The sequence below is a fragment of the Anaeromassilibacillus sp. SJQ-5 genome (assembly GCF_054108045.1).
In genome coordinates, this window is sequence record NZ_JBPJWQ010000001.1 from 2,532,341 (window position 1) to 2,559,013 (window position 26,673).

Below are 26,673 nucleotides of genomic sequence, written 5' to 3' on the forward strand. Positions count from 1 at the left end.
ATTTTTGAGAAAGGAGCCATTGTCAATGAAGGATGACAGATACCATTTTCAAAAAATCAGGGGGTGGAGTGCATGAGCTATCTCGGTGTGTACGACAGGACGATCTTCTATAATCCTGCCAGCAAATACTGTATCATCAGTGTGAAAACCTCCGACCAAAGTATCCCCCAGCAGGCCAGAAGTGCATATAAGCACCGCGACCACCTGATCCGTTTTGTGGCGGTGGGATACGAACTGCCCCGTACCGATAAGGTCAGTATGCGTCTCGATGGCGAGTGGCAGAACGGAAAACACGGTTATCAGCTTCAGGTTCAGCAGTGCGAAGAAATTGTGCCGCAGACCAAAGCTGGTGTCCAAGGATATCTTTCTTCCTGTTTAGTAGGCGTAGGAGAAAAAACAGCCGAGCTGATTGTCGGCCGTTTTGGAGCGGACGCATTGAAGGTGCTGGAAACCGAGCCGGAGCGATTGCTGGAAATCCGCGGCATCACGCCTGATAAACTGGAGGACATTAAAGCCTCCTATGTGGGAAGCCGGTGCATCCGTGATTTGATGATCCTCTTATCGCCATTCCAAATAACTCCGGTTACCGCTATGAAGATTTATGAACATTTCGGCGCCAAGAGCGTAGATATTTTGCGCAGCAGCCCCTACAAGCTGTGCCAGGTATCCGGCTTTGGATTTAAGCGCGTCGATGCCATCGTCCGGAAAGGCGATACGCCGATGAATTCCCCCATGCGGATCCACGGAGCAATTTATGCCGCACTGGACGCCCAGCGGAGTGAGAACGGCCATCTGTATCTTGAAACGGATGCGCTGAGGAAAACATCCCTGCAACTACTCAACGATAAACTGCCTCTCCCTCAGATGCGCGTAACCCCCGGAGAAATTGAAAATGTCCTGGAAAACATGATTCTTCAGGGAGAAGTCGTCAGCAGCAGCGGAAATATCTATCAGCTTCCCTGCTTCACTCGGGAGGATGAAACGGCAAGACAGATTGCACGGCTCATTTCCGAACCGCCGCAGCATTTCGATGTAGTTTCGGCACTGGAACATATCCGCAGCAGCATGGGAATACCTCTGTCGCAGAGACAGAGCGAAGCTGTGTATATGGCGTTCCGGCATAACCTGTCCATCGTGACCGGCCCTCCCGGAACCGGTAAAACCACCATCCTGCGGGCAATTATCGAAGTGTTCAAGCATCTGTTCCCGGAAAGCAAAATCATGCTGGCAGCGCCCACCGGACGCGCCAGCCGCCGTATGGTGGAGAGCACAGGCGTCGAAGCCAAAACGCTTCACAGCCTTTTGGGGCTTGTCGGAGAAGATATGGAATTCGGCAAAAAAAGCCGTAAAGAACCACTGGACGCAGGCCTTATCATCATTGACGAGACTTCGATGGTAGATATGTGGCTTGCCCGCCAATTTTTTGGACGCGTTGAGCCAGGGACAAAAGTTGTCCTGGTAGGCGACGTCGATCAGCTGCAAAGCGTCGGCGCCGGCGATGTGTTTCGGGAGATGATTGACTGCGGGATTATCCCGGTCACCATACTCGATGAAATCTTCCGGCAAAAGGAAGGGAGTATGATTGCGAGAAACGCCAAACGCATCAACGAGGACAACACCGGCCTGGATTTTCAGTACGACATTGAAAACGGCGAATTTGTGTTTGTAAAAGCCAAAACTCATGAGGAAGCGGCCGACGACATCAGCCGTATCTTCTGCGAACTGGTAAACCGCTACGGCATTGAGCATGTGCAAATCCTGTCCCCTTTCCGTTCGGAGGGGCTGGCCTCTTCCGATCAGCTGAACCGGACGATCCGGGAAATCGTCAATCCCATACAGGGTGACCTTCCCGATTTGAAGGTCGGCGGGAACTACTTCCGGCTGAACGACAAGGTGATGCAGAACAAGAACAACGGAAAGGCGTCAAACGGCGACATCGGATTTATCCGTAAAATCGACCGTAACGAAAACAACGAACTGAAGGTAACGATTGCCTTTTCAGAATCCCGCATTGTCGAATACGGCATGGAAGAAATGGAACATATGGAACTGGCCTATGCCACCACCATCCATAAGGCGATGGGCAGCGAGTACGACATCGTAATCCTGCCGGTTATCCGGAATCATATGCGGATGCTGCAACGTAACCTTGTCTATACGGCTGTTACCCGTGCGCGGGAAAAAGTCGTGCTGGTCGGCCAAAAATGGGTGCTGTTCCAAGCCATTCACAAAACCGCCGACAAGCGCAACACGATGCTTGGAGAGCGAATCTGTAAATATGCAAAGTCCTTCGCCAAACAGCAGGAACTAAAAAATGCCAGTTGATTTGAGGATGCCCGTACAGAAAAAAGAGCCGATGTCCCGTATTTATTTTTGAAAGGAGCTTCTATCTATGAGTGCAAATGATAATGGAATCATGCGTAATTTTCAGCCCGTCGTGGCAGAAGGCAATCTTGTCCCGAACTTTGACCCGCTGAAACTGCTTGTTTCAACGCCGGACGGACCAAAGCTTGCTCTGCCGTATAAAAAACTGTGGTTTCATAAAAAGCACCTGAATGGCCGGATCAAGCTCTCGCCTCTGAGAATTACCGACCAGCTTGCCATCATTGAGGCCAGCGTGTTTTTTGACCGGGGAGATCCCGAACCAGCGACAAGCTATATTGTTGAAAAGAAAAAGGACGACGTCCCGCGAGGCCGGTATATCGAAGCCGCACAGGACGCAGCCATTGAGCAGGCGTTGTCCAATGCGGGATTCGATATACAGTTTGTACCTGTGCGGCAGCCCAATCAGCCGGGCGAAAATATAAAAGCGGCACAACCGCCCGAACCTGTATCAAAACCCTCTTCTGTTAAGGCCGGCATATCTCCAAAGGCCGCCGCTCCTTCTCAGGAAGAGAAACGGGCGGATTCTGCAATAGCGGTAGAGAAACCTGCCGCGCCGGCAGAAACACCGGCCACGGCTGTTCCTGAAGAACTACCGAAACAGGAAGCTGCTCCCGTTTCGCCCTTGTCTATGGTAAAGGAAACCGCAGCCGAACCTCCGGTACAGGAAGCGCCTCCCCAAGTAGATGACTTTGAAGAAATCCTCTGGGAGGAGACGGCACAGGATACCCCTGTGGCTCCTGCTGTCCCTGCTGCTCCTGCCTACACATCAGATACGCCGGTTGATACCATCCTGTCGCTCATGACTTTGGAAGAAGCCAGAAGCTACATAGTTAAGGAAGGGGCCTGCAGCGGCTGGACGCTGGCGCAGGTGGAGGAACGCCGCCCGGCAAGCCTGAAATTCTACGTGAACGGTTATTCCGGGAGAGATAATATCCTGCGTGCCGGCGCCAAATTGCTGCTGTCTGACACGCAAGCAAAAGCGAGCTGACTTCCTTTCTGAAAATTCATTTGGAAAGGGGGTCGGTTTATGGGCCAGACACAGGATTTTCCCTTTGACATTGAGGACATTACCGAGCTGCTGCGTCTGCGGATTCGCAGGCGTTGTGCAGACGGCGTTTATACCGACTGCCCGTTCTGCGGGGACAATCGGGGCAAAATGAAGGTCAGCTATGTCAAGAATGTCTGGCGCTGCAATTATTGCGGTGAGAGCGGCGGTATGCTGAAGCTCTATGCCAAAGCAAGGGGCATTACAACATCGGAGGCTTATCGGGAAATCTGCGACGCCATTCAAAACGGCGCCTGTTTTCCCGTCGGCCTTCCGTCCAATCCCAAAAAAGAAAAGCGCCAGGAAATCCCTCAATCTGCCCGTGCGAAAAATCCTGTGATTCACCATACGCTTTCCGGGCTGCTCGGACTGCTCAAGCTGTCCGAGCGGCACCGGGAGCATCTGCGCACTGTCCGCGGGCTGACCGATGAACAGATTGATCGGCTGGGATATAAAAGCACCCCGCCCTTTTATCTATGCGGGAAGCTGGCAAACCAGCTAATCGCCCAGGGCTATACGGTGGAAGGTGTTCCGGGATTTTATCAGAAAAACGGCAAGTGGACGGTAAATTTCTCCACGATAACCGCCGGCTTTCTGATTCCCGTGCGCGGCATCGACGGCATGATACATGGCTGCCAGATTCGTTTGGACATACCGCTGAAAAATGACAACGACCCGCCGGAGAAAGAGGGAGCCAAATACATCTGGCTTTCCTCCGGCAGCAAGCCGATGGGCGTCAGTTCCGGAAGCCCGGTGCATTTTGTCGGCGATCCGTTTGCACGGGTGGTATATGTTACGGAGGGATTTCTGAAAGCGGATGTGTCCCACTGTCTGTCGGGCCGTACCTTTGTGGCGATAGCCGGGGCCAACAATACGGAGCCATTAAAGCTATTGTTTTCCCTGCTGGCCGCCAACGGCACGGAGATGATTGTGGAAGCGGAAGACATGGATAAATACCGCAACGAGCAGATCTACGCAGGTGCCTCCAAAGTCAGCCAAATTGCAAAAACGGCTGGAATGGAATGCAGGCGGCTGACATGGAACCCAAATTATAAGGGATTTGACGACTGGCAGCTTGCCATCAAACAAAAATCAGAAAGAAGGGCTGAACGAATGAATTTCAAGACACGTTTTTTGTATGGGCTGTGTGATTTCGACGCCATCGATGAAGAGGTTGCCGCATGGCACGAAGCACCGGAGCAAACCGAAACTCTGGAAGAACGACTGGGTTTTACCAATGAGGAGCAGTCTCTATTCATAAAAGGTGAGGAGGAAACCCTTCTCAAAATGCTTCTTGCACAGCGCCGTCAGCAAGCTTTCCGGATTTACCAGCTCCGGTTGGACGAGGAACATCCCACCGCCCCTTTTGCCTTTGGCGGTATCGAGGCGCTGCGTAAGGCCGGTTTTCAACAGCCACCAGCATCCGAATACAACCGGGTGTACGACGGTGTGCTGTTCTATATTGCCGGTGAAAATGAACAGCACCGGCTGAAGCGCATCTTCGAGCAGTACAACGACGAGCTGCCGGACGGCTATCCCGGCAGGAGTATCGCTCCCTCAGATGTCATTGAGCTTTATGACGATGAGAACCGGCGTTATTACTACTGCGATACGGACGGCTTCTGTCCGGTGAAATTTTCGCCGATGCTGGCAAAACCACTCAAGCAAAACAAGGAATAAGGCCTTTAGGCCAAACAAAATCAAAGGCGCTGTATGGGTTCTTCTCATGCAGTGCCTTCATTTTTTGAAAGGAGTATCCATATGGGCTTTTTTTCGAATCTGAACATGGAACAGGAGAGCGACCGGGAGCAGGTCGCCGTTTGTCAGACGGAGATGTTTGAGCAGAAGAACGAATCGGTGCAGTCTGTGCCGCCTGCGAATACGGCGGACGGTATGACAGCAGTGCCGCCATCGTCTGAAGCTTCAAAGCCGGCTGAGGAAGAAAAACCTCAGTCCGAACAGACTGAAGAGGAAAAGCGCAAAGCGCACGAGGAGGCTGAAGCCAAACGGAAAGCCGAATGGGAAGAAAACCAGCGCAAGCGCAAGGAAAAGGAACGGCTTGAATGGGAAAAAGCGATTGCCATGGACAACGACACGCTGATCGCCACATCGGTTAAACGGCTGGGAGACGCCACCGAACGTCTCACGCGAAGGAACATGAAGCTGTGTGTTACTGAATATGTGCAAACCCTGTGCTATGAGGACATGGCTTTTGCCAAGCTGGTGATGCATCCCCGCAAGAGCATGGTAAACTGCTTCCACTATATCAACCGCAAGGCGCGGGAGTATCTGGAAAAAGAGATGAAGGACAATGACGAAAAACCGATGGCCGGCGGTTATGGCGGAGACGTACCCGACGAGTTGTGCTATCAGTGGGCGGAAGAGTATTTCCGTGATCTGGACGTCAAAGAAGACAAAACAGAAGAGGACGAAAAATTTGTCCCCAGGCCATACCGTGGTATTTCCTCCACGCCGAAGAAAAAGGTGGAGAAGAAAAAGCCGCAGCCTGTGAAAAAAGAGAAGCCAAAGGAACCGGAGCAGTTGTCTATGGATAACCAGATTACCCTGGACAGCTTTCTCCAACCGGAGAAAATGGCCGGCTAAACAAAGGAGTGTTATTGATGATTGCATACAAAGCGTTTCGCCCCGGACTAATATGCCGGGGCTACCAGTTTGTCATGGGCTTAAATGTCACCGATAAGGCAAATTGTGCAAGAAACGGATTTCATTCGGCGGAAAATCCTTTGGATTGCCTGTCGTATTATCCTTTTGAAGACTCGGAATTTTACCTGGTGGATGCCGGCGGCGATATTGACGAGGATAACACGGATTCTAAAATTTCCTGTACGGAGCTTCGGATTCTCAAGCAGCTCAGCCAGAAGGAATTGTTCCTGCACGCCCTGGCCTATATGGTGGATCACCCGCATCGGAAATGGAGCAGTCATGTGACAGCGGATCGTGTCCTTGCGAACGGCGGTTATGCCGTTGTACGCGGCCCCGACCCCCTTGCCTGCGGAAGCATCGGTGATTATCTTGCGTTTGCCAAAGAAGACCCGGCAAGCGGAAAGATAGAGCAAATCGCCTTTGCACAGGTGGACGGGAAAGTTCTGCTTCCGGGTGTATGGTATGATGTGAATTTTGAGAAAAGGACGGTAGGTATATTTTGAAGAAAGCTGACTTATTAAAAATGGATCGGTTGACAGCCACGCCGGATATGATGCGGCACGCGAGGAACGATTCCCCCACGACGGTCACATTAGGTTATCGGGAAATGCGGGAGCAGTACAAGTACGACCTGTATCTTCGCTGCCGTGTGCAGAACGGTATCCTGAAGGTTGCCCTGTTCTGGACAGCCAATATGCACAAGGGCGGAAATCTGCCGATTTATGAAGTGTATTTTTCCCGTGAGGAAAAGAAATTTATCACCTATGACTGCACCTATAACAAGTGGCTGGACTCCAAACTGGACCGTCTTGATTGGCCACAGTACAGATCTGCTTACTACATGAAAGCATACATCAGCCGGCGAACCCGCATCACCATACGGAATTACCTGGGGATAGAAAACGGCCGCTTTTCCGACATGCTTGACTACCAGCTTAAAATCCGTGAGGAACAGCTGGAGCAAAGGCACAAAAGAGAGACTGACAGATGGGATAGTGACCTGGCACAAACGCCGCCGCTTCCCAAGGACTGGAGCCGATGGGTGGATAAAGTGGCAATTCCCGAAAACTACATTTTCTACCACTACAAAAAGGGAGGCGCAAAAACCGGCTATTGTTCCTATTGTGATAAGGAAGTCCCTATCCATAAGCCTCTGTATAATAAGGAAGGGCGCTGCCCCTGCTGCCGCCACAAGATTACATTCAAAAGCATCGGACGGTCAGGCTTTTTCCATACCCAGAATGTTTATTTCTATCTGATTCAACGCTGCAAAGATGGCGTCATGGTTCGGGAATTTGAAGGTCACCGCACCTATCGAAAGGGAGAGTATATGACGCCGGAATGCTATGTCCATGAAATCCGCCGCATGATCTGCGATAAAAACGTTATTCCCCAGCGTGCTTATTACTGGGGGCTTTATAAGCAGAAAACTTATCGATGGATAAATGGATATATTAACAAGAGCGGCTGGTATACGGACTATTCCGGTATGGTGTACGGCAAAACACTTCCAGCCCTTTCAAAGCGTGAACTAAAGAAAACCGGGCTTCTGGAATATGTCCGCGGCAACAAATATGTTGATCCGGAGGAATACCTGATTGCCTACGAAAAGCGCCCGTACATCGAAAAGTTTGTGAAGGCGGGGCTTTCCCGTCTGGCAAAGGAACACGTGAAAGGTCGTCATAAATACGGCTGTGATGACGTTCCCCTGTCTATCCAGGAAAGCAGCCTGACAAAGCTGCTCGGTATTGACGGGCAGAAGCTGAAGAGGCTTCGGAAAAACAACGGCGGCAGCGGTTTCCTGAACTGGCTGCAATACGAAAAGGCTTCCGGAAAGGAAATCCCAGACCGCACCATTTCCTGGCTTTGCAGGGAAGAAATCACGCCCAGCGACTTAAAATTTATCCGAGAGAAAATGAGCATTTCTCAAATCCACAATTATATTGCCCGGCAGATGTCAAAAGAGCATATGTCCAGCCACAATGTTATCAACACATGGGCCGACTATCTCTCCATGGCGAAAGGGCTGCACATGAATACGGACGATGAACTCATTTACCGTGTGCGGAATCTAAAAAGGCGGCACAACGAATTGGTTCAAAGCTGTCAGAAGTACGGGACGAGCATGACGATCCGTGTGGGCAAAATCCTGAATGAGTATCCCCATATTGATGAAATCTGTCAGTCGCTCAAAGAAAAGTATGAATACAGCGATGAAGAGTACATGATTGTTGCCCCCACCGGCGTTGAGGATATTATTCTTGAAGGGAATGCCCTCACTCACTGTATTGCGAACAGCGACCGCTACTGGGATCGGATTGAAAACCGGGAGTCGTACATCCTCTTTTTACGCAAGAGTACCGACCCAACGAAAGCATTTTATACGCTGGAAATTGAGCCGGACGGTACGATACGGCAGAAACGCTCCACACTCAATGAACAATATGAGGATATTGAGCAGGCCACGGGCTTTCTTCTCAAATGGCAGCAGGTTGTGGCAAAGCGCCTGACAACTGAAGACCGGTCGCTTGCCAGACAGAGCCGGGCACTGCGTACGGAGGAATTTGAACAGCTGCGCAAAGACCAAGTTACCGTTCGCACGGGAACCCTGTCCGGGAAACTACTCGTCGATGTCCTGATGAGCGATCTCATGGAAAACGCAGCGTAATGAACGATTGCCGGTGGTAGATACGCTGGCGCCGCTTCCAGCGGGGACGAAAGGGGACGCCTTGCGGCGCCCCCTTTCTTTTTGCTTTTCTTACCTGTTTCTATGCCCGGAAATTCCGGACACAGCGCAGAAAAACAATACACAGTTCCTGATACAGATCCTCGTCAAATGTACCGTTGACCACTGCTTCTTTCATCAGAAGCGGCCGGTACATGGAGAGCAGCGTTTCCATCGCCTGCGGGTGATTTGCTTTCGCCAATATGAGCAGTTCTCTAAAATTCATTTTCTTCACCTCTCAGAAGTTTTCTCAGCTTTTCAAGGGTACGGTAATACACTGCTGCCGTCCCTTTATAGCTCAGGCCGACCTCATCGGCAATTTCAGCAAAGCCCTTTTCATCAATGACTCTTGCCAGCAGTATGTACCGTTCTTGTTCCTTGATCTCTTGCAGGGCCTGACGCAACGCCTCATATTCAGCAAGCTGCAAAAGAAAGTCACTTTCTTCAGCCATTAGATAATCCATGTCCTCCAGCATTATTTCAATTCGCTGCGGCTTGTCCTTCCCACGGAGATAATCTATCCGACCGTTATGAACCGCGCTGCGCAGGTACGCCGTAAATTGATTTTGCAGTCTATGGTCTTCGGTTAGACCGTCGTTTCTTTTATACATCGTTCTTCCTCCAAGCTAATCTGAATTTTCTAAAAATCCAGGTCATTTGGAGGAGAGCGAATATGCTTACGGGCTAAAAAAGCACACAGACAAAACGGGGAGAATCCCGTCTGATTGTGCGCTTCTTTACAGGTGTAATTATTTGGAACTAACAGTTCCTTTTCATTACATAAAACGGTTGCTTCAGCAAACCGGATTTTAAAAAGCTCTAAAATCCATATAAGCCAAAGCGGAATGTCTTTTTCTTATCACCGCAGTCTGCACAAGCTTGTGTGCAGACAAATAGGATTACTCCTCATTTTTTGCCCTCTCTCTTCATTATATTTGGAACTATTAGTTCTAATAAATAACCACGAACGTATCGTTTTAAGGACCGCAGGAAATCCTTAAAATGAAAAAGGATGAACTAATAGTGGCAAATAAAAAGGAAATATCAATCAAAAATATGGGATATATCTTAAAGCAGGCACGGCTGAAAATGGGATATACCAGAGATCAGCTTTCTGAGCGTGTCGGCATCAGTCATAGATATTTAACAGCCATTGAAAATGAGGAACGGCGGCCCAGTTATGAGGTTTTATCCAAGCTGCTCCGTAATCTCGGTTTATCTGCCGACAGCATCTTTTATCCGGAAAAGGAATCCGAGCCGGAAGAAAAACAACTGCTGCGACTGTTTCAGCAATGCAACGAACGGGATCGCAAGGTTATTAAATCTATTATTGATATGCTGCTCGATAATCCATAAAGAAAAGGGGAAGTTGTTTCGGACAACTTCCCCTTTTCCTTCAGACGCCTGCATATGCTGCTGTCCTGTTTGCCTTATGTACTTGTAGATTTTTCTTCTGCGGAGGCCTTTTCGCCGGATTGTCCTTTTCGTATGGTCTTGACCCCGAAAACAAAATAAATGATATGACAAACCCAGACGATGGCAAGGATGACGCTGGGCACCACCACATTCGCCCGCATCATCATGAAAAATCCGATCCCCATCACCAGCGTCACCGGGATGATGATGCCGAGCTTGGTCTGCACCGTCATACCCTTCTTCTTTACAAAGGAATCCAAATGCTTTTTGTAAAGCTTTGTGCTCACAAACCAGTCGTGGAGCTTCTGGGAGGAGTTTGCAAAGAAAAATACCGTCAGCAGGAAAAAGGGCACCGTGGGCAGGATGGGCAGCGCCACGCCGACGCACCCCAGCCCCAGGCAGAGAAAGCCCAAAATCAAAAATATCAGCCGTTTTAGTTTCATGGAATTTAAAATCCCCCTATTGTAATCTATGTATTTTTGTTTTCAGCTCATCCTCCCATGCTCAACGGAATAGACGGTGTCCGCAATCCGCATGGTGGACTGACGGTGGGACACCAGCACCACCGTTTTCCCCTCCCGTTCTTCATGGAGGGATTTTAGGATGACCGCTTCGTTCAGGCTGTCCAGGTTACTGGTGGGTTCGTCCAGCAGCAAGAAGGGGGCGTCATGCAGGAAGGCCCTCGCCAGTCCCAGTCGCTGCCGCTCCCCGCCGGATAAGGTGTCGCCCAGTTCGCCCACCGGGGTATCATAGCCCTGCGGCAGCGTTAGAATAAAATCATGCACCGACGCCTTTTTGCAGGCGGACTCGATCTCCTCGTCCGTTGCCGTGAGCTTTGCAATCCGCAGGTTGTTTTTAATGCTGTCGTGGAACAGGTGGGTTTCCTGGGTGACAAAACTTTCCATGCGCCGAAGATTTGCCGTGTTAATATCCGCAACACTTGTGCCGGAAAGCGTTACACTGCCTTTCTGCACGTCCCAGAAGCGCATGAGCAGCTTGAGCAGAGTGGACTTTCCACTGCCGCTGCGCCCCACAATGCCGACCACACCGTGTTCCGGTATCTCCACCGACACATCGGACAGGATGGTTTCGCTCCCGTAGGAAAAGGTAACGTGCTCCGCCGCCGCGCCCGTAAAGGCGATTTCCGGCTTTCCAATGACTTCCTCCACCACTGGGGTTTCGTCCAAAATATCCAGCACCCGGTTACCCGCCGCAAAGGTGTTCTGTAAGGTGCTGCCCAGCGCCGCCAAGGCGATTACCGGCCCAAAGGAGGAGAACAGGGCGATGGTGGGAATTAACACTCCCTCAAAGCCCACGGCACCGCTTTGGCAGAGCAGGGCGGAAACAAACAGCATGATTAGGTCAAAGGCCAGCACCACCGTATTGGTCACTGCCGAGTTGCGGCCGGCCGTGCGTTTCATGCGTTCCTCGTCTTTGGCAAGGTCATCGGTTTTTTCATTCATCTGCGCCAGCCGCTTTTTACCCTGCCCATATTGCAGGGTTTCTGAGAGTCCCCGCAGGCTGTCCAGCACAAAGCCGGAAAGTTCCCCGGATTTGGTACGGAACCGAATCCCATCGTCCCCGCTGAACTTAGAGGTCACCAAAGGAATGACAATCCCCACGGTGAGATACGCCGCCAGCGCGATGAGACCCAGCAGCCAGTGAAAGGAGCCGATAAACAGGCACATCACAACAGTAAACAGGAACGCAATCGCCGCCGGGGAGATGGTGTGGGCGTAGAACACTTCCAGCAGCTCGATGTCGGAGGTAATCACTGAAATGAGGTCTCCCTTGTCACGGCCTTCCAGCTTGGCAGGGCAGAGCCGCCGCAGCGCACGGAACACCTTATCCCGTAAAAGGGCCAGCAGCTTGAAGGCGATAAAGTGGTTGCAGGCCTGTTCCGCATACCGCAGGAACCCCCGCACGACGGCAAATACCACCACACAGACGAACAGGGCGGTGAGGGTAAAAGGCGTGTCAAAGTGCAGTGCCTCCAGCACCGCATAGCCGCCGAAGATGGTGATAAAGGCGGCGCAGAGATGGCCGATGAGCCCCATAAGGATAGCCAAGAGCATAAAACCGGTTAAAGGCTTCACCAGCCCAATCAATCGTGCCATCACCTGGAATCCGCTTCGTCTCTTCATGCGTTTTCGCCCTCCTTCCTGTAGTTCTCCAAGGATTGCTGTGCTGTCCACAGCCGTTCATACAGGCCGTGCTTTTGCAGCAGTTCTTTGTGGCTGCCACTTTCTGCGATGGTTCCATCGTCCAGCACATAAATGTTATCTGCCTTTATGACGTTCGCCAAGCGGTGGGAGATGAGAATTACGGTTTTGGTCCTGGCCAATTTATGGATTTCCGCCATGATGTCGTTTTCGCTCTCCACGTCGATGTTGGAGGTGGCCTCGTCAAAGATGTAGACCGGGCTGTCGTGTAAGAGCGCCCTGGCCAGGGCCAGTCGCTGACATTGCCCTCCCGAGAGGTTCCCCGCCTTTTCAAGCAGTGGCGTGTCCAAGCCCTGCTCTGCTTTCAGGAATCCGGCGAGATTGACCCGTTCCAGCACCGCCCACAGTTCGTCGTCGGTTGCGGAAAGCTTGCCCATGAGCAGGTTGTCCCGCACCGTGCCCTTGAACAGATAACTTTGATGGCTGACATAAGTGACATTGCGCAGCAGAGAGCTTTCGTTCACTTCCCGCAGCTCCACACCGCCGATGGTGACCGAACCGGTATAGCCCTTGTTCCGCCCCATGAGGATGGCGGCAATGGTGGATTTCCCGCAGCCGCTTTCTCCCACCAGCGCGGTAAAGCTGCCCTGGGGGAACCGTAAATCCACACCATGGAGAATTTCCCGGCCGGTTTCGTAGGAAAACCGCAGGCCGGAGCAGACGATGTCATGCTGTAATGGAAAGCTCTCGGAAACCTCCTGTTTGTGTTCCGGCAGGTCCAGCAGGCGGAAGATTTTGTCGCTGGCGGCCATGCCGTTCATGGCGATGTGGAAAAAGGAGCCGAGCTGCCGCATGGGGAGGAAGAAATCCGCTGCCAGCAGGATGATCAGCAGGCAGTCGGCTAACGATACATGGTTACCTGCATACTGCGTCACCGCCATGATGACCCCCAGCGCCGCCCCGCCGTAGGCAATCAAATCCATGATGGTGATGGAATTGAGCTGCATGGTCAGCACCTTCATGGTGATTTTGCGGAACTTCTCGGCCTCCGCGTTCATTTCTTTGTTTTTGAACTCGTCCGCCTGGTAGATTTTTAAGGTGGTTAAGCCCTGCAAATTCTCTAAAAAGGTATCCCCCAGCGCCGTGTACTGTCCCCAGTATTTCGAAAGCAGCTTTTTCGCCCAGGTCTGCACCGCCGCAATCGCGATAGGAATCAGCGGCACGCAGACCAGCAGCACAATGGCCGCCGGGACATTCACGAAGCAGAGCACCGCAAACAGGGTCAGCGGGGCCAGCATGGCGTAAAAAAACTGAGGCAGGTAGGCGCCGAAGTAGGTTTCCAGCTGATCCACGCCTTCCACCGCCACCTGCACCACTTCGCTGGTTTTTACTTGTTCGTTGTAGGAGGCGCCCAGCCGCAGCAGCTTTTCATAAATACTCTCCCGCAGGGTTTTCTTCACCGCCTTGGAGGACAGGTAGCTCATCCGGCTGGCCCCGGTGGTGCAAAGAAAGCGTATCACCAGAGCCAGAACGACCACGGCCGCCGTCGCCCACAGGGTATGGGAACTGGTATTGCCGTAGTAAAGCCCGGCAAACAGGTTTGTAATGCTGAACATCATGGCGATGTTCGCCGCCAGGGAGCACCACTGCAATACGACGTTCCCGGCGATGTATTTTCTGCTCTCAGCTACCGTGCCGATGAGCCGTTTGTTGATCATCATGGTTTCGTCCGCCCTTTAAAAAATTTTTTGCAGCCTTTTTGATGACCGCGCATAGCGCAAGGATGGCCGCTGAAAACAGGACGGCCAATAGGCCGTATCCCAGAGACTGCATCGCATCATTCATCCCCGTCCGCCTTCTTTCTTTTTGTCAGCCCCTTAATGGCCTCGTAGCTTTCCGGGCTGACGGCGTGCTCCATGAGGCAGGCGTCCGCCGCGGCTGTTTTCCCGTCTACGCCCAGATCCTCCAACAGCGTCCGGAAGGTCTGGTGCCGTTCGTAGGTGGCCTTTGCGATTTTCAATCCCGCTTTCGTCAGGCAAACGGCGTGGTTTTCGTCCCGCGTCAGGTATCCCTCCCGTTCCAGCGCCTTGAGGGAAACGGAGACTGTCGGCTTGGATACGCCCAGCTCCTCCGCGATATGTGCGCCGTGGACTTCCGTCTTTTGGGACAGCAGGTAAATGGTTTTCAGGTAATCTTCCGTTGTGCGTCTGAGCTTCATCGAAGCCGCATCCTCCTTCCTTTCCGCTTACACCGGAATGACAAAGGGCTTGCCGTCCACGGTCCGGATATCCAGATTTACATCATAAACCTCCTGCACCAGCTCGCCTGTGAGGATTTCCTCCGGCAGGCCGTGGGCGATCATCCTGCCATCCTTCATGGCGACGATCTCATCGCTGTAATACAGCGACTGGTTGATGTCGTGGAGCACCATGACAATGGTGATGCCGAACTCCAGGTTTAACTGCCGGATGAGTTTTAGAATTTGCAGCTGGTACCGGATATCCAGATAGGTGGTTGGTTCGTCCAGGAACAGCACCTTCGTATCCTGCGCCAGCGCCATGGCGATCCATACCCGCTGTTTCTGTCCGCCGGAAAGCTCGGATACCGGTTTATCCCTATGCTTGTATGTATGGGTGATCTCCATGGCACGGCGGATTTTTTCCTCATCTTCTTTGGGGTCGGGTGAAAGCCCCATCGTGTGGTAGGGCGTCCGGCCGTAGCCCACCAGCTTTTCCACGCTCAGATCCACCGGGGCGGTGTTGTACTGGTGGACGATGGAAACCTCCCTGGCGAAATCTTTTAATTTCATACCGGCAATCTTTTCTTCCCGCAGGAAAATTTCGCCCTCGTCCGGACGGAGGTTTTTGGTCATTAAATTGAACAGTGTGCTCTTTCCGCAGCCATTGGCCCCGATGAGGGTGGTGATTTTCCCTTCGTGAAGCTCCAGGTCGAGGTTCTTCAGCACCTGCTGTTTGCCGTAGGCAAAGGAAAGGTTTTTGACGGTAAACACGTTATTGTCCATAGCTTTGTTTCGACCTCCTAAGCAGCAGGATAAAGAACGGGCCGCCTACCACCGACATGATAATGGCCGCGCTGATTTCATAGGGCGCCGCAATGGTGCGTCCCAGGGTGTCCGCCAGCAGCAGGGTGAATGCTCCCAGCAGGATGGAATAGGGCACCAGCACTTTATGGTTCGAGCCTACCAGCAACCGTGCAATATGAGGGACAATCAGGCCCAGGAAGCTGATGGGGCCGATGACGGCGGTACTGATGGAAGCCAGCAAGACAGCGATCACCGAAATGATGATCCGGCTACGGGTGACGTTCACGCCCAAAGAACGGGCCGTTTTATCCTCCAGCGCCAGCAGGTTGCACTGCCCCAGCACAAAGATGGAGGCGATGAGGCCAATCACTACATACAAAAGCAGGGTTTGGAAATCGTCCCAGGTCTTCATGGTGATGTTAGCGTTGACGATGCTGGCAACGCCCGAATAATTGCTCCCTGTGCCGGAGTTGAAGGCGCTCATGAGCCCTGTAAACATGGCGTTGACCGCCACGCCGACTAGGATAATGCGCAGAGGCGAAAGCCCGCCCTTCCAGGAAAGAGAGTACACCAGCAGAAAGGCGATCATCCCACCTATAAACGCGAACAGGGGCGTGAAAAAGTAGAGGGTGGGCACAAAGGCGGTAATGAGTACCGCCGTCAGGCTGGCCCCGGAGCTGACGCCGATGATGCCGGGGTCTGCCAGTGGGTTTTTCATCACAGCCTGCAGCAGCACGCCGGATACAGCGGTTGCCGCTCCGCCGAAGATGGCGATGAGGATGCGGGGAAACCGCAGGTCATAAATGGTCGCCACGTTTTCGTTATATTCAATAAAGAGTCCTTTGAACAGCTCCAGGGGCGTTACCTTCAGGCTGCCGGTGTTAACGGCAAACAAGAATAGCGCCAGCAGCCCCAGAGCGGTGATGACAAAGGAAAGTATTTTCTTTTTTCTGCTTACCACAGAATACATTCCTCCTTTATAGGCGTTTGGCCGAGCGCCAACGACAGGCAGCCCGGCCAACGCTCTCGGCACGCAATATGAGGTGCGTTTCTATTTACTTTTCTTCCGCTTTGCGCTTTCTGGTGACCATGGTAACGCCCATCATACCCGCCGCTGCCAGAGCCAGCAGCACATATACCGCAATATTGGAAGTATCGCCGGTCTGCGGGATGTTGGTATTGCCCTGATTCTGGTTTCCTGCGTTCTCGGTGTTTTCCGCATCAGTGATGGTGCTGCCTTTTTCCACCAACGTATAGGCTCCGGCGGTCTTAGTGATAACCGTGTAATAGCCGTTCTCCACTGTGCCTCTTACCAGCACCTTGCCGCCATCATCCAAACGATAGACTGCCAGATTAGCGGAATCATAGCCTGCCACAATCGGGAAACTGATGCTTACTGTACCGTTGGGGGCTACTTCATTGCCGTCCGCGTCAAGGAATTTGATATCGTACAGCTTGAACTTCTTGCCCACGTCGCTGAGGGAAGAAACTGCGTTGTCATAGTCAGCGCCTTTGGTGATTTCGGAAACCACAATCTGCACGCCCTCATCGAATACGCCCCTGTCGGCGCTGACCTTTACGCCAGTGGCGGAATCGGTGAATTCCACAGCCGGGGACTGCTCTACCGGTTCTTCCGGCTTGATTTCGCCGTTATCGAGCTTGAGCAAAGACCAGTCGAGCTTCATCAGGACATCCTGGCTTCCGGTACCCTCAGAAATTGCTTCCATAATCGGGACGAACACATGAAGCGGCACATATTCGCCGGCCGCTTTATCCACTAACTTCAGCCGGATCATTTCCGGATACAGATGGTCGGCGTCGTTGTAAATGTCGATCACGTCGGTTCCGTCTGCATTCTTCTGGGTAGAAAGCACTTCGGCCGGAATCAGTGTGCCCTGCGGAATCCCGAAATCGTTGTATGTATAACCCGCATCATAATAAGAGAGATTCATCAGATAACCAAATTTGTTCTCGATGGTCAAGCCTTTGAACTGCATGGTCAGATAATATTCCCCGTCAATGACCTCCAGCCAAACATTGTGGTTAATGGCATTGTTCGACATAGAGAAGTTTTCCCGGTCAGTTTTTATCATCTGGGCGTAGAGGGTGTACTTTCCATCCGGCAAATTGTTAATGTCGAGTTCTTCACTGTCCTTGGTCTTTAATGCGTCAATGGCGTTTTGTAGAGATGTCTCTTCCGCATCAATCTCAACTTGGGTAGCCATATCACTATTGAGGACTGCTTTAGCATTCTTGATCGCTGCAACGAGAGCATCATAGGTTTCAGCGGTGTAGTCTTCTGACTTGTACTTTTCAGCCTCGGCAATCAACTCTTCCAATTTGGATGTATCCACTGTGGAAGAAACGAGATTATCCATAGCATTTTTTAAATCGGCATGAGCATCCATCAATTCTTCTACAGTTGCCGAAGAATCGTTATTCAGCTTTTTAGCAGCGTTATATGCTGCGTTCAGAGCAGACCAAGAAGAATATGTCCATTCGTCTTGGTTCAGAGTGTCCGCTACAGCAATTTCCTCAATTAAAGCATTTTTGATCGGCACGTCCGGAGTTTCAGCAGAAATCTTCTCTGCTGTACTGTAGTCAATCCGGAATCTAGCATCTTGGGCAAAATCACCTCCGCCGATTTGATCCATAACAGGTACGCGAAAACGCACCGGAAACTCAGCCTTATCATTTGGCAGCACAAAGTAAATCTGTTTTGGATAATAGTTCAGACTTCCTTCGTTAAAGACATCCGTTAAAAACTCACCCTCATTAGTACGATAATACTCGTAAACTGTGGCCTCGTATGTATCGCCCTGTGGATATCCTGCGTCTGAATATACTACATCATCATTATAAATCCACATATGCGTCATATATGATGATAAATCCAAGTTACTGACTGCCTCAAATTCTAAATACAATATCTTTTTATCATTCTCGACAACAAGTTTCGCAGGCGATTTTACTCCTTGATCCGCCATGGATGGCTGATTTTGTATCATATTCCATACTGCGACGTCAACTGAGTAAGTTCCTTCTTCCAGATTTGAACCGTCCGTTGCGTAATTTCGCTCAACGCATAGGATGTACGTTCCCATCTCTGATGTTTGCGTTACTATATTACCACCATCTATTGAAATATCTTGTTCTTCATAATTGCCATACATATTCACGCGGAAAAGATGAATTAAGTCTGAATCCCAACCATCTGGAATCGGAATACTTAACGTCCCATTTCTTGTCGGAATCACTTCTATTCCGTTTCTTTCCAGCTTAATTTCCCACGCACTCCAGTTTGCATAAGATGTTCCAAAAAAGCTTTCATATGTTGAATAAGAATCATCTTCTTTTGTAAGTGGCATTGCTGTAAATGTAGTTCCTTTAGAAACATTAGAGGATTGGGTTTTATAAGACAATCCCGTAGTAGCATCTGTTAAATTGAGATCCTCTACTTCACTTGTCAAAAAAGAAACTAATCCATAAAAAGGAGTTTGTTCTGTTTTTAATGTTATAAGAATACGTTTTCCAAATACCAAGTCTTTATAAGAAGATATGTCGACAGTAAAAACTGCTTTGTTGCCGTCTTTAAGAACACTTTCGTAATCGCTTGCATTTGTACTCTTCATCTTAAATCTTGAAATTAACATACTGCTAGCACCGGATAATGTTCTCTTTGTCATCGTTTTGACATCTACAATATCTTTGTTACTCAATTCCACTTCTATTGTTGCTTTTTCCCCGTCTACCATGGCTGTTGCAATTCCATCTTTAGACAACATTGACTGAATCTGGTCTGTCATTTCATTATTGCTCAAATTCGATCCTTGCGAGCCATCGTCAACAACTACACTCCACGAATATTCTCCGTTTTCGGGTATATGTATTTTTTCTGCGTTTGTAGGCTCCATTTTTAATACAAATCTTCGGCCATTTTTCGACATAGAATCGTTCGAAACATATTTAGGATAGCCTTGATAGACCATATCGTCATTTATATTTTCCAGAGGAATTGTAATGTCTGCATAGTCCATTTCCTCATTTACAACGATTGTAAATTCAGAACTGTCCATGTAATATTCGTTGTCAGTCTGCGAAAGCCATCCATCATTCAGCCAATCCTCTTTTGACTGATTATCGTCTTTAATGTCAGATGCATTTGGTGAAAACGTAGTCCATTTTCCGCTTTTTCTGTATTCATCCATATATTCCTGATGAAGAACAAAAAAGTTGTCGAAAGCAGAGTAACCATTTAACCTAATTGTTATCTGTTTTTCTTCATCTGTTATTTCCAACAAGCCATATGGATATAACGCACTATCTGTCTGCCCTTCATAGTTTGTTAGGTTGAGATAGCCTTTTACAGGAATTCTATAAATCCCGTTTTCGAGATTCGTTACGTCTTCATCGGGCTTTTGACCCGCAGTTGGCACCAGCTCGTCAATCTTCTGCTTTAGTGTACTCAGCCACTGTTCTCCATACTGTGACAACATTTCTTCATTGTTTATGTTTGCCTTTATTCCGGTCAAAAGGATATTGACCGGCGACCACGATTCCGGGGTGTAATCAGTCGGATCTAATGTATCTGCATAATCCAAGAGTTCCTGTAATTGCTCTTTTACACTTTTTTCTACCAGAACCAGATCATCTAATTTCTGCTTTAGTGTACTCAGCCACTGTTCCCCGTACTGAGACAACATTTCTTCATTGTTTATATTTGCCTTTATTCCGGTCAAAAGGATATTGACCGGCGACCACGATTCCGGGGTGTAATCAGCCGGATCTAATGTATCTGCATAATCAACAAGTTCCTGTAATTGCTCTTTTACACTTTTCTCTGATGACTCCGTTCCTGCTGCAAAAACGTTAGCAACGCCCATGCTCATGACCATCATCACGGCCAGCAGGACTGCCAGGCTCCGTTTGAGCCACGACTGTTTTGTCGTTGTCATGGATATCATTCCTCCTTTTGAGATTGTAGGTTATTCCTCGCCGTAAAGCATAGGCTGAAGCGCTTTCAGCGCTTCCTCATAGCTGAAATTGGCGCTCATGTTGAAAAGGTCAGAATCCAGGTCGTACACCCGGCCTTCCTGCACCGCCTTGAAGTGCTGCCAGATGTCATTGGTAGAAAATTCCTCCGCAAACATTTTCCTGGCCTCATCCGGCAGGCCGTGGGCTGCCCGAAGGATCACGTCCGGCTCCTTGGTTTTCATATCCTCGGTGTTGGCGAACAGGAATTCCTGTCCGTCCCCATCGCCGTAGACGTTGGTACCTCCCGCCAGTTTGACCAGGCTGCCTACATAGCTGTTGTCGGTTGCTATAATGTAGGAACCGGGCAGGCCCATGAGCACCAGTACCTTGGGGGATTCCTTACCGGCGTTTTTTTCTGCAAATTCTGTCATAAAGGAATCGAATTCCTCCAGCATGACAGCCGCTTCTTCCTCACGGCCGAATTTCTCGCCCAGCCCTTCAATAGAGGCGTACATGCCTTCTACGCTTTTGAGGTTTAAAAACAGGGAGCTGACCCCGATGGAAGCGTATTTGGGCTGCAGGTCGTTTTGCAGAGTTGCCGGCGACAGGATGTAGTCCGGGTCAAGAGATTTAATGATCTCCAGATCCGGATTCATCGCCATGCCCACCGTGGTAACGCCGTCGTACCGCTCCGGCAGCTCGCTGGTGGACTGGCAGATGCCCACCAGGTCAAGATTCAGCCGGTTACAGATCTGCGCTACCGCCGGGGAGGTGGCTACCAGGCGGACTTCACCGCTTTCATTGGCGTTTGTACTGCCGGTTTCCTCCGGGTGCTGGTTGACGCAGCCGGTGACGGACAGCGCCATCACACCGGCTAAAACAAGGGATAGGATTTTTTTGAGTTTCATTGCCCGCACCTTCCCTTACTTTTTCTGAAAGGGGTTCTTACCCCTTCTGAAGAAGCAGAAGTACCACACACAGCCTCCCGCAATGGCAACAATCACAATGCCACCGATGACCCACCAGATCACCGGATTGCCGGTGCTGCTGTCCTGCTCCGCTTCGGTGGAGGTATCGCTCACCTTGTTGCCGGAAGCGTCGAACTCTTCCAGGCCAAGGGCTTCGGAGGAACTGTCTTCGCTGGAAGAATCAGCGGAAGACGCATTGCTGCTGGATGCTTCCGAAGAGGAAGGAGCTGCGGAGCTTGGTGCCTGACTGGAAGAGGGTGTCTGCTCCGATGAGGTCTGGCTGGAAGGAGTCTGTGTTTGGGGAGTGGTTACCGCAGGCTGCTCCGGTTCCGGCTCAGGCTCCTGCACCGTAATGCTGGTGACGAAATCCCCGGAGCCGGACTGGAGGTTCCCAACCGTGATGTAGAAGATCACGTCCCGTCCCATGGGGATCACATACATATTGCAGCGGATGATGGCGTTTTCGCTGGGTACCTGCATCCGGAAGTCGGTGGTATTGTTGGTGAAATCCTCCTGCATGACCGTAGCGGAAACCGATGAAAAATTCCCGTTCCGGCTGCCGTCCACCTGAAACTGCGGATTCTGGATATTGTCCATAAGGTTGAGCCGCACGGTAACAAAGGTATTACCCTGCGGATCCACTTTAACCAGAGCAGCCTTGTTAAGGGCACTGTCGGTCATGGACTGGCCCAGGACGTAGGAACCCTCGCCGCCGGAATCCTCGATTTTTCCGGTGGTCGGATGCTTGTAGTGGGAGGTTGCGGTTGCGGTATAGATGCCGTTAGATGCTGCTAACACCGGTATGGAAGTAATGCCCGCCACAAGAGCGAGCATCACCACCATACTGCATATTGCCCTTTTCAGCTTTGATGCAGTATTTGTCATATTGTTTCTCCTTTGTTTAGGCTTCGTTGGACTTGCGCTTTCTGGTCACCAGAGTAACGCCCATCATGCCCGCAGCGGCCAAGGCCAGCAGAGCAAACACCGCCACGTTGGAGTCGTCGCCGGTCTGGGGGATGTTGGCCGTGTTTTCCGCATCGGTGATGGTGCTGCCTTTTTCCACCAGCGCATAGGTCCCGGCGGTCTTGGTGATAACCGTGTAATAACCGTTTTCCACCGTGCCTCTTACCAGCACCTTGCCGCTGTCGTCCAAACGATAGACTGCCAGATTCGCGGAATCATAGCCTGCGGTAATGGGAAGGCTGATGCTCACCGTACCGTTGGGAGTTACATCATTGCCGTCCGCATCCAGGAATTTCACATCATAGAGTTTGAATTTTTTGCCTACATCGCTCAGGGAGGAAACGGCAGCGTCATAGTCTGCGCCCTGCGTGATTTCCGAAACCACGATCTGCACGCCTTCTTCAAATACGCCCTTGTCGGCATTCACCTTTACGCCCGTAGCGGAATCGGTGAAGTCTACAGCCGGAGACTGCTCTACAGGTTCTTCCGGTTCAAAAGCAGGATCGTCTTCAGTGGTCTCTTTCAGGGTTGACCAGTCAAGTTTCAGCAGCACATCCTGGTCGCCGGTGCCGGCGGAAATGTCTTCCATGACCGGCACGAACACATGCAGCGGCACATAGCCGTCTTCATCTGCCAAAGCGCCCGCGACCAGCGGGAATTTGATCTGGTCGGGATACAGCTTGCCTTCATAGGAGCCGCCCGCCTGATTGAATTCGTCGTACAGGTCACTGCCGTCGGCGTTCTTCTGGGTAGAAAGGACAGTAGCAGGAATCAAGGTGCCTTCGACAGTTCCGTACTGGCCGTAGGTATAGCCATTGTCATAATAGGAGAGCTTGGCCAGATAACCAAAGCGGTTTAGATAGGCCAGGCCATGGAAATCCATTGTCAGATAATATTTACCGTCTTCCACTGTCAGCTTAACGGTATGGTTGATGGCATCGTTACTCATGGACTTTTCCTGACGGTTGGTCTTGATCATCTCACCGTAAATCGAGTATACGCCGTCTTCCAGGTTGTTTTTGTCCAAAACACCGCTGGGAATCAGACTATTCACAGCATTTTCCAAAGCTGTTCTCAAAGTATCGATTGTGTTTTGGGAGACGTTTGGATCTGCGGCAGCTTCTTTTGCGTCAGTAATTGCCATTTGCAGTGCCCGCCAGGACTCTTCTGTATAGGCACTTTCCTGAAGCTCTCCTACCTCATCCAACAGTTGATTCAGGCTACTCAAGTTGGCGCGGGCAGTCAGTCCCTCCATTGCGTCAGTCAATTCATTGACCGCGGCGGTAACCTGCGTCACACCGGCATCTTGATTGTTTTGCACTTCTTTGGCGGTCGTCAGTTTTTCTTGGAAAGCATTCCAACTATTGGGCGTATATGCAGTTTCTTCTTTAGTTTCCGCTTCAGCAATCAAAGCATCTAAAGAGGATTTATCTCCCTTTTCTTCCAGAGCATTTATCGCTTCAATCAGCTTGGCAGCCATAGCGGCATTTTCTTCATCCGTAAATTGCTTTAAGGACAGAACAGGGACAGGCGGAAAGCCGGAAGACACTTCAATATTCTGGGAAGGCCAGACGTTGGAAAGCGTTTCTTCGGTTTCTGCGATCACATCCTGCAGCGCCTGATAGGAAGCATCTGTATAATTTCCTTTTTCGATTTGCATCGCCAGATATAACTGGTACTGGACATTATTTTCCGGATTTTCTACTTTTTCCAGGCTGGTCCAATCCACCTGAAGCCGGGCATATTGCTCGCCGGTAGATGGAGAAATACTGAACATCACAGGTACGAACACAGAAACATAGGCAGCGTTTTCCCAGGTGTACTCATCTGCCGATCCAGGCGCTTCACCCTCACCGATCATGATCGGGGTCGCATCCGCAGTGACGATATGCGGATAGGCCTGATTGGTCACATCCATCAGGATCTCATCATGCCCGAAGCCGGCGGGGCGGGTATGGTCAGAAGCGTTACTGCCGTCGATTGCATAATCGGAATTCGGATCATTAAACTGGTCGAAAACAACCTCACCCGTTGTGGTTCGATGCTCCGCAAGGACAGCCGCCGGGGTAAAGGTACTGTTTTCAATAACCGGCGACAGGTTGAAAAGCGTTGTGTTGACAGAATTGAGTTCCAAAAGAAATCCGTAAAGCGACAGATAGCCCATTGGCATATACTCTAAAATAGCGGTCGCCTTTCCGTCTTTCACAACGATCAACGGGCGGTAAGCGGTATCGCCGGTTTGCTTCGCTTCATAGCTGCTACTTCCTCGGAGAGCCGTGTTTCCCATGGAGACTCTTCCATCGGTTGCATTCATCAGTTCAATATCGGCGTAATATACGCCGTCTTCCACCGGTACATCAAGTTGCCGGACAGGAGTTCCTGACGCCCGTAAGGAAGCAGCATTTACCTGAAAGGAAAATGTCTGGAATAAGCCGATGCTGAATACCATAGCCAGGGCAAGAACCGCCGCCAATCCTCGCTTGAAGGCGGACTGCTTTGTGATTGTCATTGTTTATACCTCCATTTCATGTTCTCCCTCAAGGGAAAGTAAATATTGTGGTTAGTGATTTCTAACCATCTTTCAAAAAATTTTTGCCGCTTCTACGGCGAATCCTTGATACGGCTCATGGGCTCCTCCTTCTATTGTTTCTGGTCAGGAGGCCGAGCTGTGAACTCGCCCTCCTGGTATATTCATTTTGTGCAGGAGGCCGCCTATCCGAAGTTAGCAATAGCTAACTAAACCCCTGAAAAAATACCCCTTTCGGAGTTTTTTGCGGCGGCCTGCTTCACCTGTTCTTTTTTCGGCTTTGCCCTATGGAGACGCCCCATATCTCAAAAGCCTTCCTTTGTCCCGAAGGGCGCTGTTTTTTCCAGCTTTCTCCCTCGGCGCATAAATAGTTGTATTTTTCTGCTTCACAAACTGTTTTTTCTTTTCCAATTTATTCCGCAGTTTCCCTAAAGCAGTTTCAGTATAACCAGTTGACTTTTCCTTGTCAATCGATTTTCTGTACCAAACCCGGTTCAAACGGCCTTTTTTCGGCCTGAAAAAGCCCCGGAACCCGCATGGCAAAAGAAAAACTGCACTTGTACCAAATCTGGTTCAAAAAATTTTTATTTTGTCCTTGACAGCCCCGTTTCAGTGGATAAACATGGTGAAAATCGCCGTGCTTTCCGGCATGTGCATATCTCCCACGCTGCACTGCATTTTCAGGCATACGCTGCCGTGGAGCAGGGTGTCCCGGCCCTTCCCCATGGCGATGAAGTTCAGCGCCGTCACCGGAAAATATACATAACGCCCGTCGATCCCGCCGTCCCGGAACCCGCCGTCGTACAGGTACTGCAATTTATTGATCCGGCCCTCCATCTTCTTGCCGCTGGACATGGACTCGGCGGACACCGTTCTCACCGCCAGATACACCAACCCTTCGTGATCCTTGACAATGAGCTCACAGGGGTTTTCAAACCCACGGTTCGCCATGGAAAGGTTGTTATGGTTTTTGATCTGCTCCCGGTAAATGATGAACGGGAAGTAATAGCTGCCGTCCTTGAGGTAGTTGCAGATATCCCCGCCGTGAAAGTCCCGGTGCCCGGCAAAAATCTCCTTGAGGCGCATCCGCCCCTCCTGTTCAGCAAGGCGCTCCATAAACTGATCGGAGAATCCGGCCGACAGCGCCCGCAGGGCATTTTCTTTGATTTGCGCGGGCGGGATGTCCTGGTACTGCATATACTGCTCCAGGATTTTTCGCTGGTGCAACAGCTGTTGGGCCGTTCTTTTCCCCGCAGTGGTCAACACCGACTTTCGCCCCTCTACACGCTCCATCAACGACAGCTCGTCCAGGCTGTCCAGGATATGTGTCAGGGTGGATTTCGGCTTATTCAAATATCGGGCGGCGTCGGTCACCGTCCGCTTTTTCGGTTCCGCTTCCAAAAAATATAATAGCAGCTGGATTTGGATACCGTTCAGATTTTCAGACATAAAAAAATCCCCTCTTCCTGTTATTCGATGTATACGAAAACAAGCCTGCGCGCTTTGAAGCAGCGAACCGGCATCTTTTTTCTATATACAGTTTCAGGCTTTAGGGAATATCTTGGTTAGTTATCGCTAACTATATTTAATATATCATCCCTTTCTCCCTTTGTCAAGCGAAAAATCATTTGACAAAGGGAGAAATTTGGAGTATACTTTAGTTAGTTATTACTAACCGTCTGTAAACGGGCTCTTTTTATGGAAAAAATTTTCGGTGAAACAGCCAGCATAGGCGGAAAAAGCCGAAGAATGCTGACGGCAGGCTTATGTGAAGTAAAATCGTTCTGCAAGGAGGCTTTAT

General features: G+C 50.5%; 21 protein-coding genes. 7 read left to right on the forward strand and 14 right to left on the reverse strand.

Annotated elements, in window-relative coordinates:
* Positions 1-72 precede the first annotated feature (72 nt).
* The 6 genes from recD2 to ACSAMM_RS10860 all read left to right on the forward strand — a co-directional run bounded on the left by recD2 (position 73) and on the right by ACSAMM_RS10860 (position 8,762).
* The gene (recD2, locus tag ACSAMM_RS10835; protein ID WP_457791368.1) at positions 73-2,325 is read left to right on the forward strand and encodes an SF1B family DNA helicase RecD2; all 2,253 of its coding nucleotides are present in this window, start codon (positions 73-75) and stop codon (positions 2,323-2,325) included.
* Positions 2,326-2,392: 67 nt separating this feature from the next.
* Positions 2,393-3,373, forward strand: a complete 981-nt coding sequence (locus ACSAMM_RS10840; RefSeq protein WP_457791370.1) for a hypothetical protein — start codon at positions 2,393-2,395, stop codon at positions 3,371-3,373.
* A gap of 39 nt (positions 3,374-3,412) precedes the next feature.
* The gene (locus ACSAMM_RS10845; protein ID WP_457791371.1) at positions 3,413-5,110 is read left to right on the forward strand and encodes a YodL domain-containing protein; all 1,698 of its coding nucleotides are present in this window, start codon (positions 3,413-3,415) and stop codon (positions 5,108-5,110) included.
* 33 nt (positions 5,111-5,143) lie between these two features.
* The gene (locus ACSAMM_RS10850) at positions 5,144-6,034 is read left to right on the forward strand and encodes a Cas9 inhibitor AcrIIA9 family protein (RefSeq protein WP_457791373.1); all 891 of its coding nucleotides are present in this window, start codon (positions 5,144-5,146) and stop codon (positions 6,032-6,034) included.
* A 17-nt stretch (positions 6,035-6,051) separates the two neighbouring features.
* The gene (locus ACSAMM_RS10855) at positions 6,052-6,597 is read left to right on the forward strand and encodes a DUF7666 domain-containing protein (protein ID WP_457791375.1); all 546 of its coding nucleotides are present in this window, start codon (positions 6,052-6,054) and stop codon (positions 6,595-6,597) included.
* Positions 6,594-8,762, forward strand: a complete 2,169-nt coding sequence (locus ACSAMM_RS10860) for a PcfJ domain-containing protein (protein WP_457791377.1) — start codon at positions 6,594-6,596, stop codon at positions 8,760-8,762. Before ACSAMM_RS10855 ends, ACSAMM_RS10860 begins: the two co-directional genes overlap by 4 nt.
* A gap of 100 nt (positions 8,763-8,862) precedes the next feature.
* Here the strand turns inward: ACSAMM_RS10860 and ACSAMM_RS10865 are convergent, their stop codons facing one another.
* Both ACSAMM_RS10865 and ACSAMM_RS10870 read right to left on the reverse strand, forming a co-directional pair.
* A complete protein-coding gene (locus ACSAMM_RS10865; protein ID WP_457791379.1) occupies positions 8,863-9,045 on the reverse strand; it encodes a helix-turn-helix domain-containing protein in 183 nt (60 codons plus the stop codon).
* A complete protein-coding gene (locus tag ACSAMM_RS10870) occupies positions 9,035-9,430 on the reverse strand; it encodes a sigma-70 family RNA polymerase sigma factor (protein WP_457791380.1) in 396 nt (131 codons plus the stop codon). The genes ACSAMM_RS10865 and ACSAMM_RS10870 overlap by 11 nt, the downstream gene beginning before the upstream one ends.
* 412 nt (positions 9,431-9,842) lie before the next feature.
* Here ACSAMM_RS10870 and ACSAMM_RS10875 point away from each other — a divergent pair, with 412 nt between their 5' ends.
* A complete protein-coding gene (locus ACSAMM_RS10875; protein WP_457791382.1) occupies positions 9,843-10,175 on the forward strand; it encodes a helix-turn-helix domain-containing protein in 333 nt (110 codons plus the stop codon).
* 74 nt (positions 10,176-10,249) lie between these two features.
* Here ACSAMM_RS10875 and ACSAMM_RS10880 read toward each other — a convergent pair whose 3' ends face one another.
* The 12 genes from ACSAMM_RS10880 to ACSAMM_RS10935 form a co-directional block, all read right to left on the reverse strand.
* Positions 10,250-10,678 (reverse strand): YbaN family protein, encoded by a 429-nt coding sequence (locus ACSAMM_RS10880; protein ID WP_457791383.1) that lies wholly within the window; start codon positions 10,676-10,678, stop codon positions 10,250-10,252.
* 42 nt (positions 10,679-10,720) lie between these two features.
* Entirely contained in the window at positions 10,721-12,379 is a 1,659-nt protein-coding gene (gene cydC / locus ACSAMM_RS10885; protein WP_457791384.1) for a thiol reductant ABC exporter subunit CydC, read from the reverse strand.
* The gene (locus tag ACSAMM_RS10890) at positions 12,376-14,115 is read right to left on the reverse strand and encodes an ABC transporter ATP-binding protein/permease (RefSeq protein ID WP_457792180.1); all 1,740 of its coding nucleotides are present in this window, start codon (positions 14,113-14,115) and stop codon (positions 12,376-12,378) included. Before ACSAMM_RS10890 ends, cydC begins: the two co-directional genes overlap by 4 nt.
* Positions 14,081-14,242: a hypothetical protein gene (locus ACSAMM_RS10895; RefSeq protein WP_178721217.1), complete on the reverse strand. Its 162-nt coding sequence runs from the start codon at positions 14,240-14,242 to the stop codon at positions 14,081-14,083. Before ACSAMM_RS10895 ends, ACSAMM_RS10890 begins: the two co-directional genes overlap by 35 nt.
* Positions 14,235-14,615, reverse strand: coding sequence for an iron dependent repressor, metal binding and dimerization domain protein (locus tag ACSAMM_RS10900; protein WP_178721218.1), 381 nt, complete (start codon positions 14,613-14,615; stop codon positions 14,235-14,237). The genes ACSAMM_RS10895 and ACSAMM_RS10900 overlap by 8 nt, the downstream gene beginning before the upstream one ends.
* A gap of 27 nt (positions 14,616-14,642) precedes the next feature.
* The gene (locus ACSAMM_RS10905; protein WP_457791386.1) at positions 14,643-15,419 is read right to left on the reverse strand and encodes an ABC transporter ATP-binding protein; all 777 of its coding nucleotides are present in this window, start codon (positions 15,417-15,419) and stop codon (positions 14,643-14,645) included.
* Positions 15,409-16,401, reverse strand: a complete 993-nt coding sequence (locus ACSAMM_RS10910) for a FecCD family ABC transporter permease (RefSeq protein WP_289072001.1) — start codon at positions 16,399-16,401, stop codon at positions 15,409-15,411. Before ACSAMM_RS10910 ends, ACSAMM_RS10905 begins: the two co-directional genes overlap by 11 nt.
* Positions 16,402-16,495: 94 nt before the next feature.
* The gene (locus tag ACSAMM_RS10915) at positions 16,496-20,395 is read right to left on the reverse strand and encodes an NEAT domain-containing protein (protein ID WP_457791388.1); all 3,900 of its coding nucleotides are present in this window, start codon (positions 20,393-20,395) and stop codon (positions 16,496-16,498) included.
* A gap of 30 nt (positions 20,396-20,425) precedes the next feature.
* Positions 20,426-21,322 (reverse strand): heme ABC transporter substrate-binding protein IsdE, encoded by an 897-nt coding sequence (gene isdE, locus ACSAMM_RS10920; RefSeq protein ID WP_457791389.1) that lies wholly within the window; start codon positions 21,320-21,322, stop codon positions 20,426-20,428.
* Between the two features lie 15 nt (positions 21,323-21,337).
* Entirely contained in the window at positions 21,338-22,225 is an 888-nt protein-coding gene (locus tag ACSAMM_RS10925) for a heme-binding Shp domain-containing protein (protein ID WP_457791390.1), read from the reverse strand.
* Positions 22,226-22,283: 58 nt separating this feature from the next.
* Complete coding sequence (locus ACSAMM_RS10930) at positions 22,284-24,854, reverse strand: NEAT domain-containing protein (protein WP_457791392.1); 2,571 nt, start codon at positions 24,852-24,854, stop codon at positions 22,284-22,286.
* Positions 24,855-25,481: 627 nt separating this feature from the next.
* On the reverse strand, positions 25,482-26,321 hold the full coding sequence (locus ACSAMM_RS10935; protein ID WP_457791394.1) for a hypothetical protein: 840 nt from the start codon (positions 26,319-26,321) through the stop codon (positions 25,482-25,484).
* Between the last annotated feature and the right edge of the window lie 352 nt (positions 26,322-26,673).

What these genes read in the sequence shown, in the direction of transcription:
- recD2 (WP_457791368.1), top strand. Translation starts at nt 73, where the DNA reads ATGAGCTATCTCGGTGTGTACGACAGGACGATCTTCTATAATCCTGCC.
- ACSAMM_RS10840 (WP_457791370.1), top strand. Translation starts at nt 2,393, where the DNA reads ATGAGTGCAAATGATAATGGAATCATGCGTAATTTTCAGCCCGTCGTG.
- ACSAMM_RS10845 (WP_457791371.1), top strand. Translation starts at nt 3,413, where the DNA reads ATGGGCCAGACACAGGATTTTCCCTTTGACATTGAGGACATTACCGAG.
- ACSAMM_RS10850 (WP_457791373.1), top strand. Translation starts at nt 5,144, where the DNA reads ATGGGTTCTTCTCATGCAGTGCCTTCATTTTTTGAAAGGAGTATCCAT.
- ACSAMM_RS10855 (WP_457791375.1), top strand. Translation starts at nt 6,052, where the DNA reads ATGATTGCATACAAAGCGTTTCGCCCCGGACTAATATGCCGGGGCTAC.
- ACSAMM_RS10865 (WP_457791379.1), bottom strand. Translation starts at nt 9,045, where the DNA reads ATGAATTTTAGAGAACTGCTCATATTGGCGAAAGCAAATCACCCGCAG.
- ACSAMM_RS10870 (WP_457791380.1), bottom strand. Translation starts at nt 9,430, where the DNA reads ATGTATAAAAGAAACGACGGTCTAACCGAAGACCATAGACTGCAAAAT.
- ACSAMM_RS10880 (WP_457791383.1), bottom strand. Translation starts at nt 10,678, where the DNA reads ATGAAACTAAAACGGCTGATATTTTTGATTTTGGGCTTTCTCTGCCTG.
- cydC (WP_457791384.1), bottom strand. Translation starts at nt 12,379, where the DNA reads ATGAAGAGACGAAGCGGATTCCAGGTGATGGCACGATTGATTGGGCTG.
- ACSAMM_RS10890 (WP_457792180.1), bottom strand. Translation starts at nt 14,115, where the DNA reads ATGATCAACAAACGGCTCATCGGCACGGTAGCTGAGAGCAGAAAATAC.
- ACSAMM_RS10895 (WP_178721217.1), bottom strand. Translation starts at nt 14,242, where the DNA reads ATGAATGATGCGATGCAGTCTCTGGGATACGGCCTATTGGCCGTCCTG.
- ACSAMM_RS10900 (WP_178721218.1), bottom strand. Translation starts at nt 14,615, where the DNA reads ATGAAGCTCAGACGCACAACGGAAGATTACCTGAAAACCATTTACCTG.
- ACSAMM_RS10905 (WP_457791386.1), bottom strand. Translation starts at nt 15,419, where the DNA reads ATGGACAATAACGTGTTTACCGTCAAAAACCTTTCCTTTGCCTACGGC.
- ACSAMM_RS10915 (WP_457791388.1), bottom strand. Translation starts at nt 20,395, where the DNA reads ATGACAACGACAAAACAGTCGTGGCTCAAACGGAGCCTGGCAGTCCTG.
- isdE (WP_457791389.1), bottom strand. Translation starts at nt 21,322, where the DNA reads ATGAAACTCAAAAAAATCCTATCCCTTGTTTTAGCCGGTGTGATGGCG.
- ACSAMM_RS10925 (WP_457791390.1), bottom strand. Translation starts at nt 22,225, where the DNA reads ATGGTGGTGATGCTCGCTCTTGTGGCGGGCATTACTTCCATACCGGTG.
- ACSAMM_RS10930 (WP_457791392.1), bottom strand. Translation starts at nt 24,854, where the DNA reads ATGACAATCACAAAGCAGTCCGCCTTCAAGCGAGGATTGGCGGCGGTT.
- ACSAMM_RS10935 (WP_457791394.1), bottom strand. Translation starts at nt 26,321, where the DNA reads ATGTCTGAAAATCTGAACGGTATCCAAATCCAGCTGCTATTATATTTT.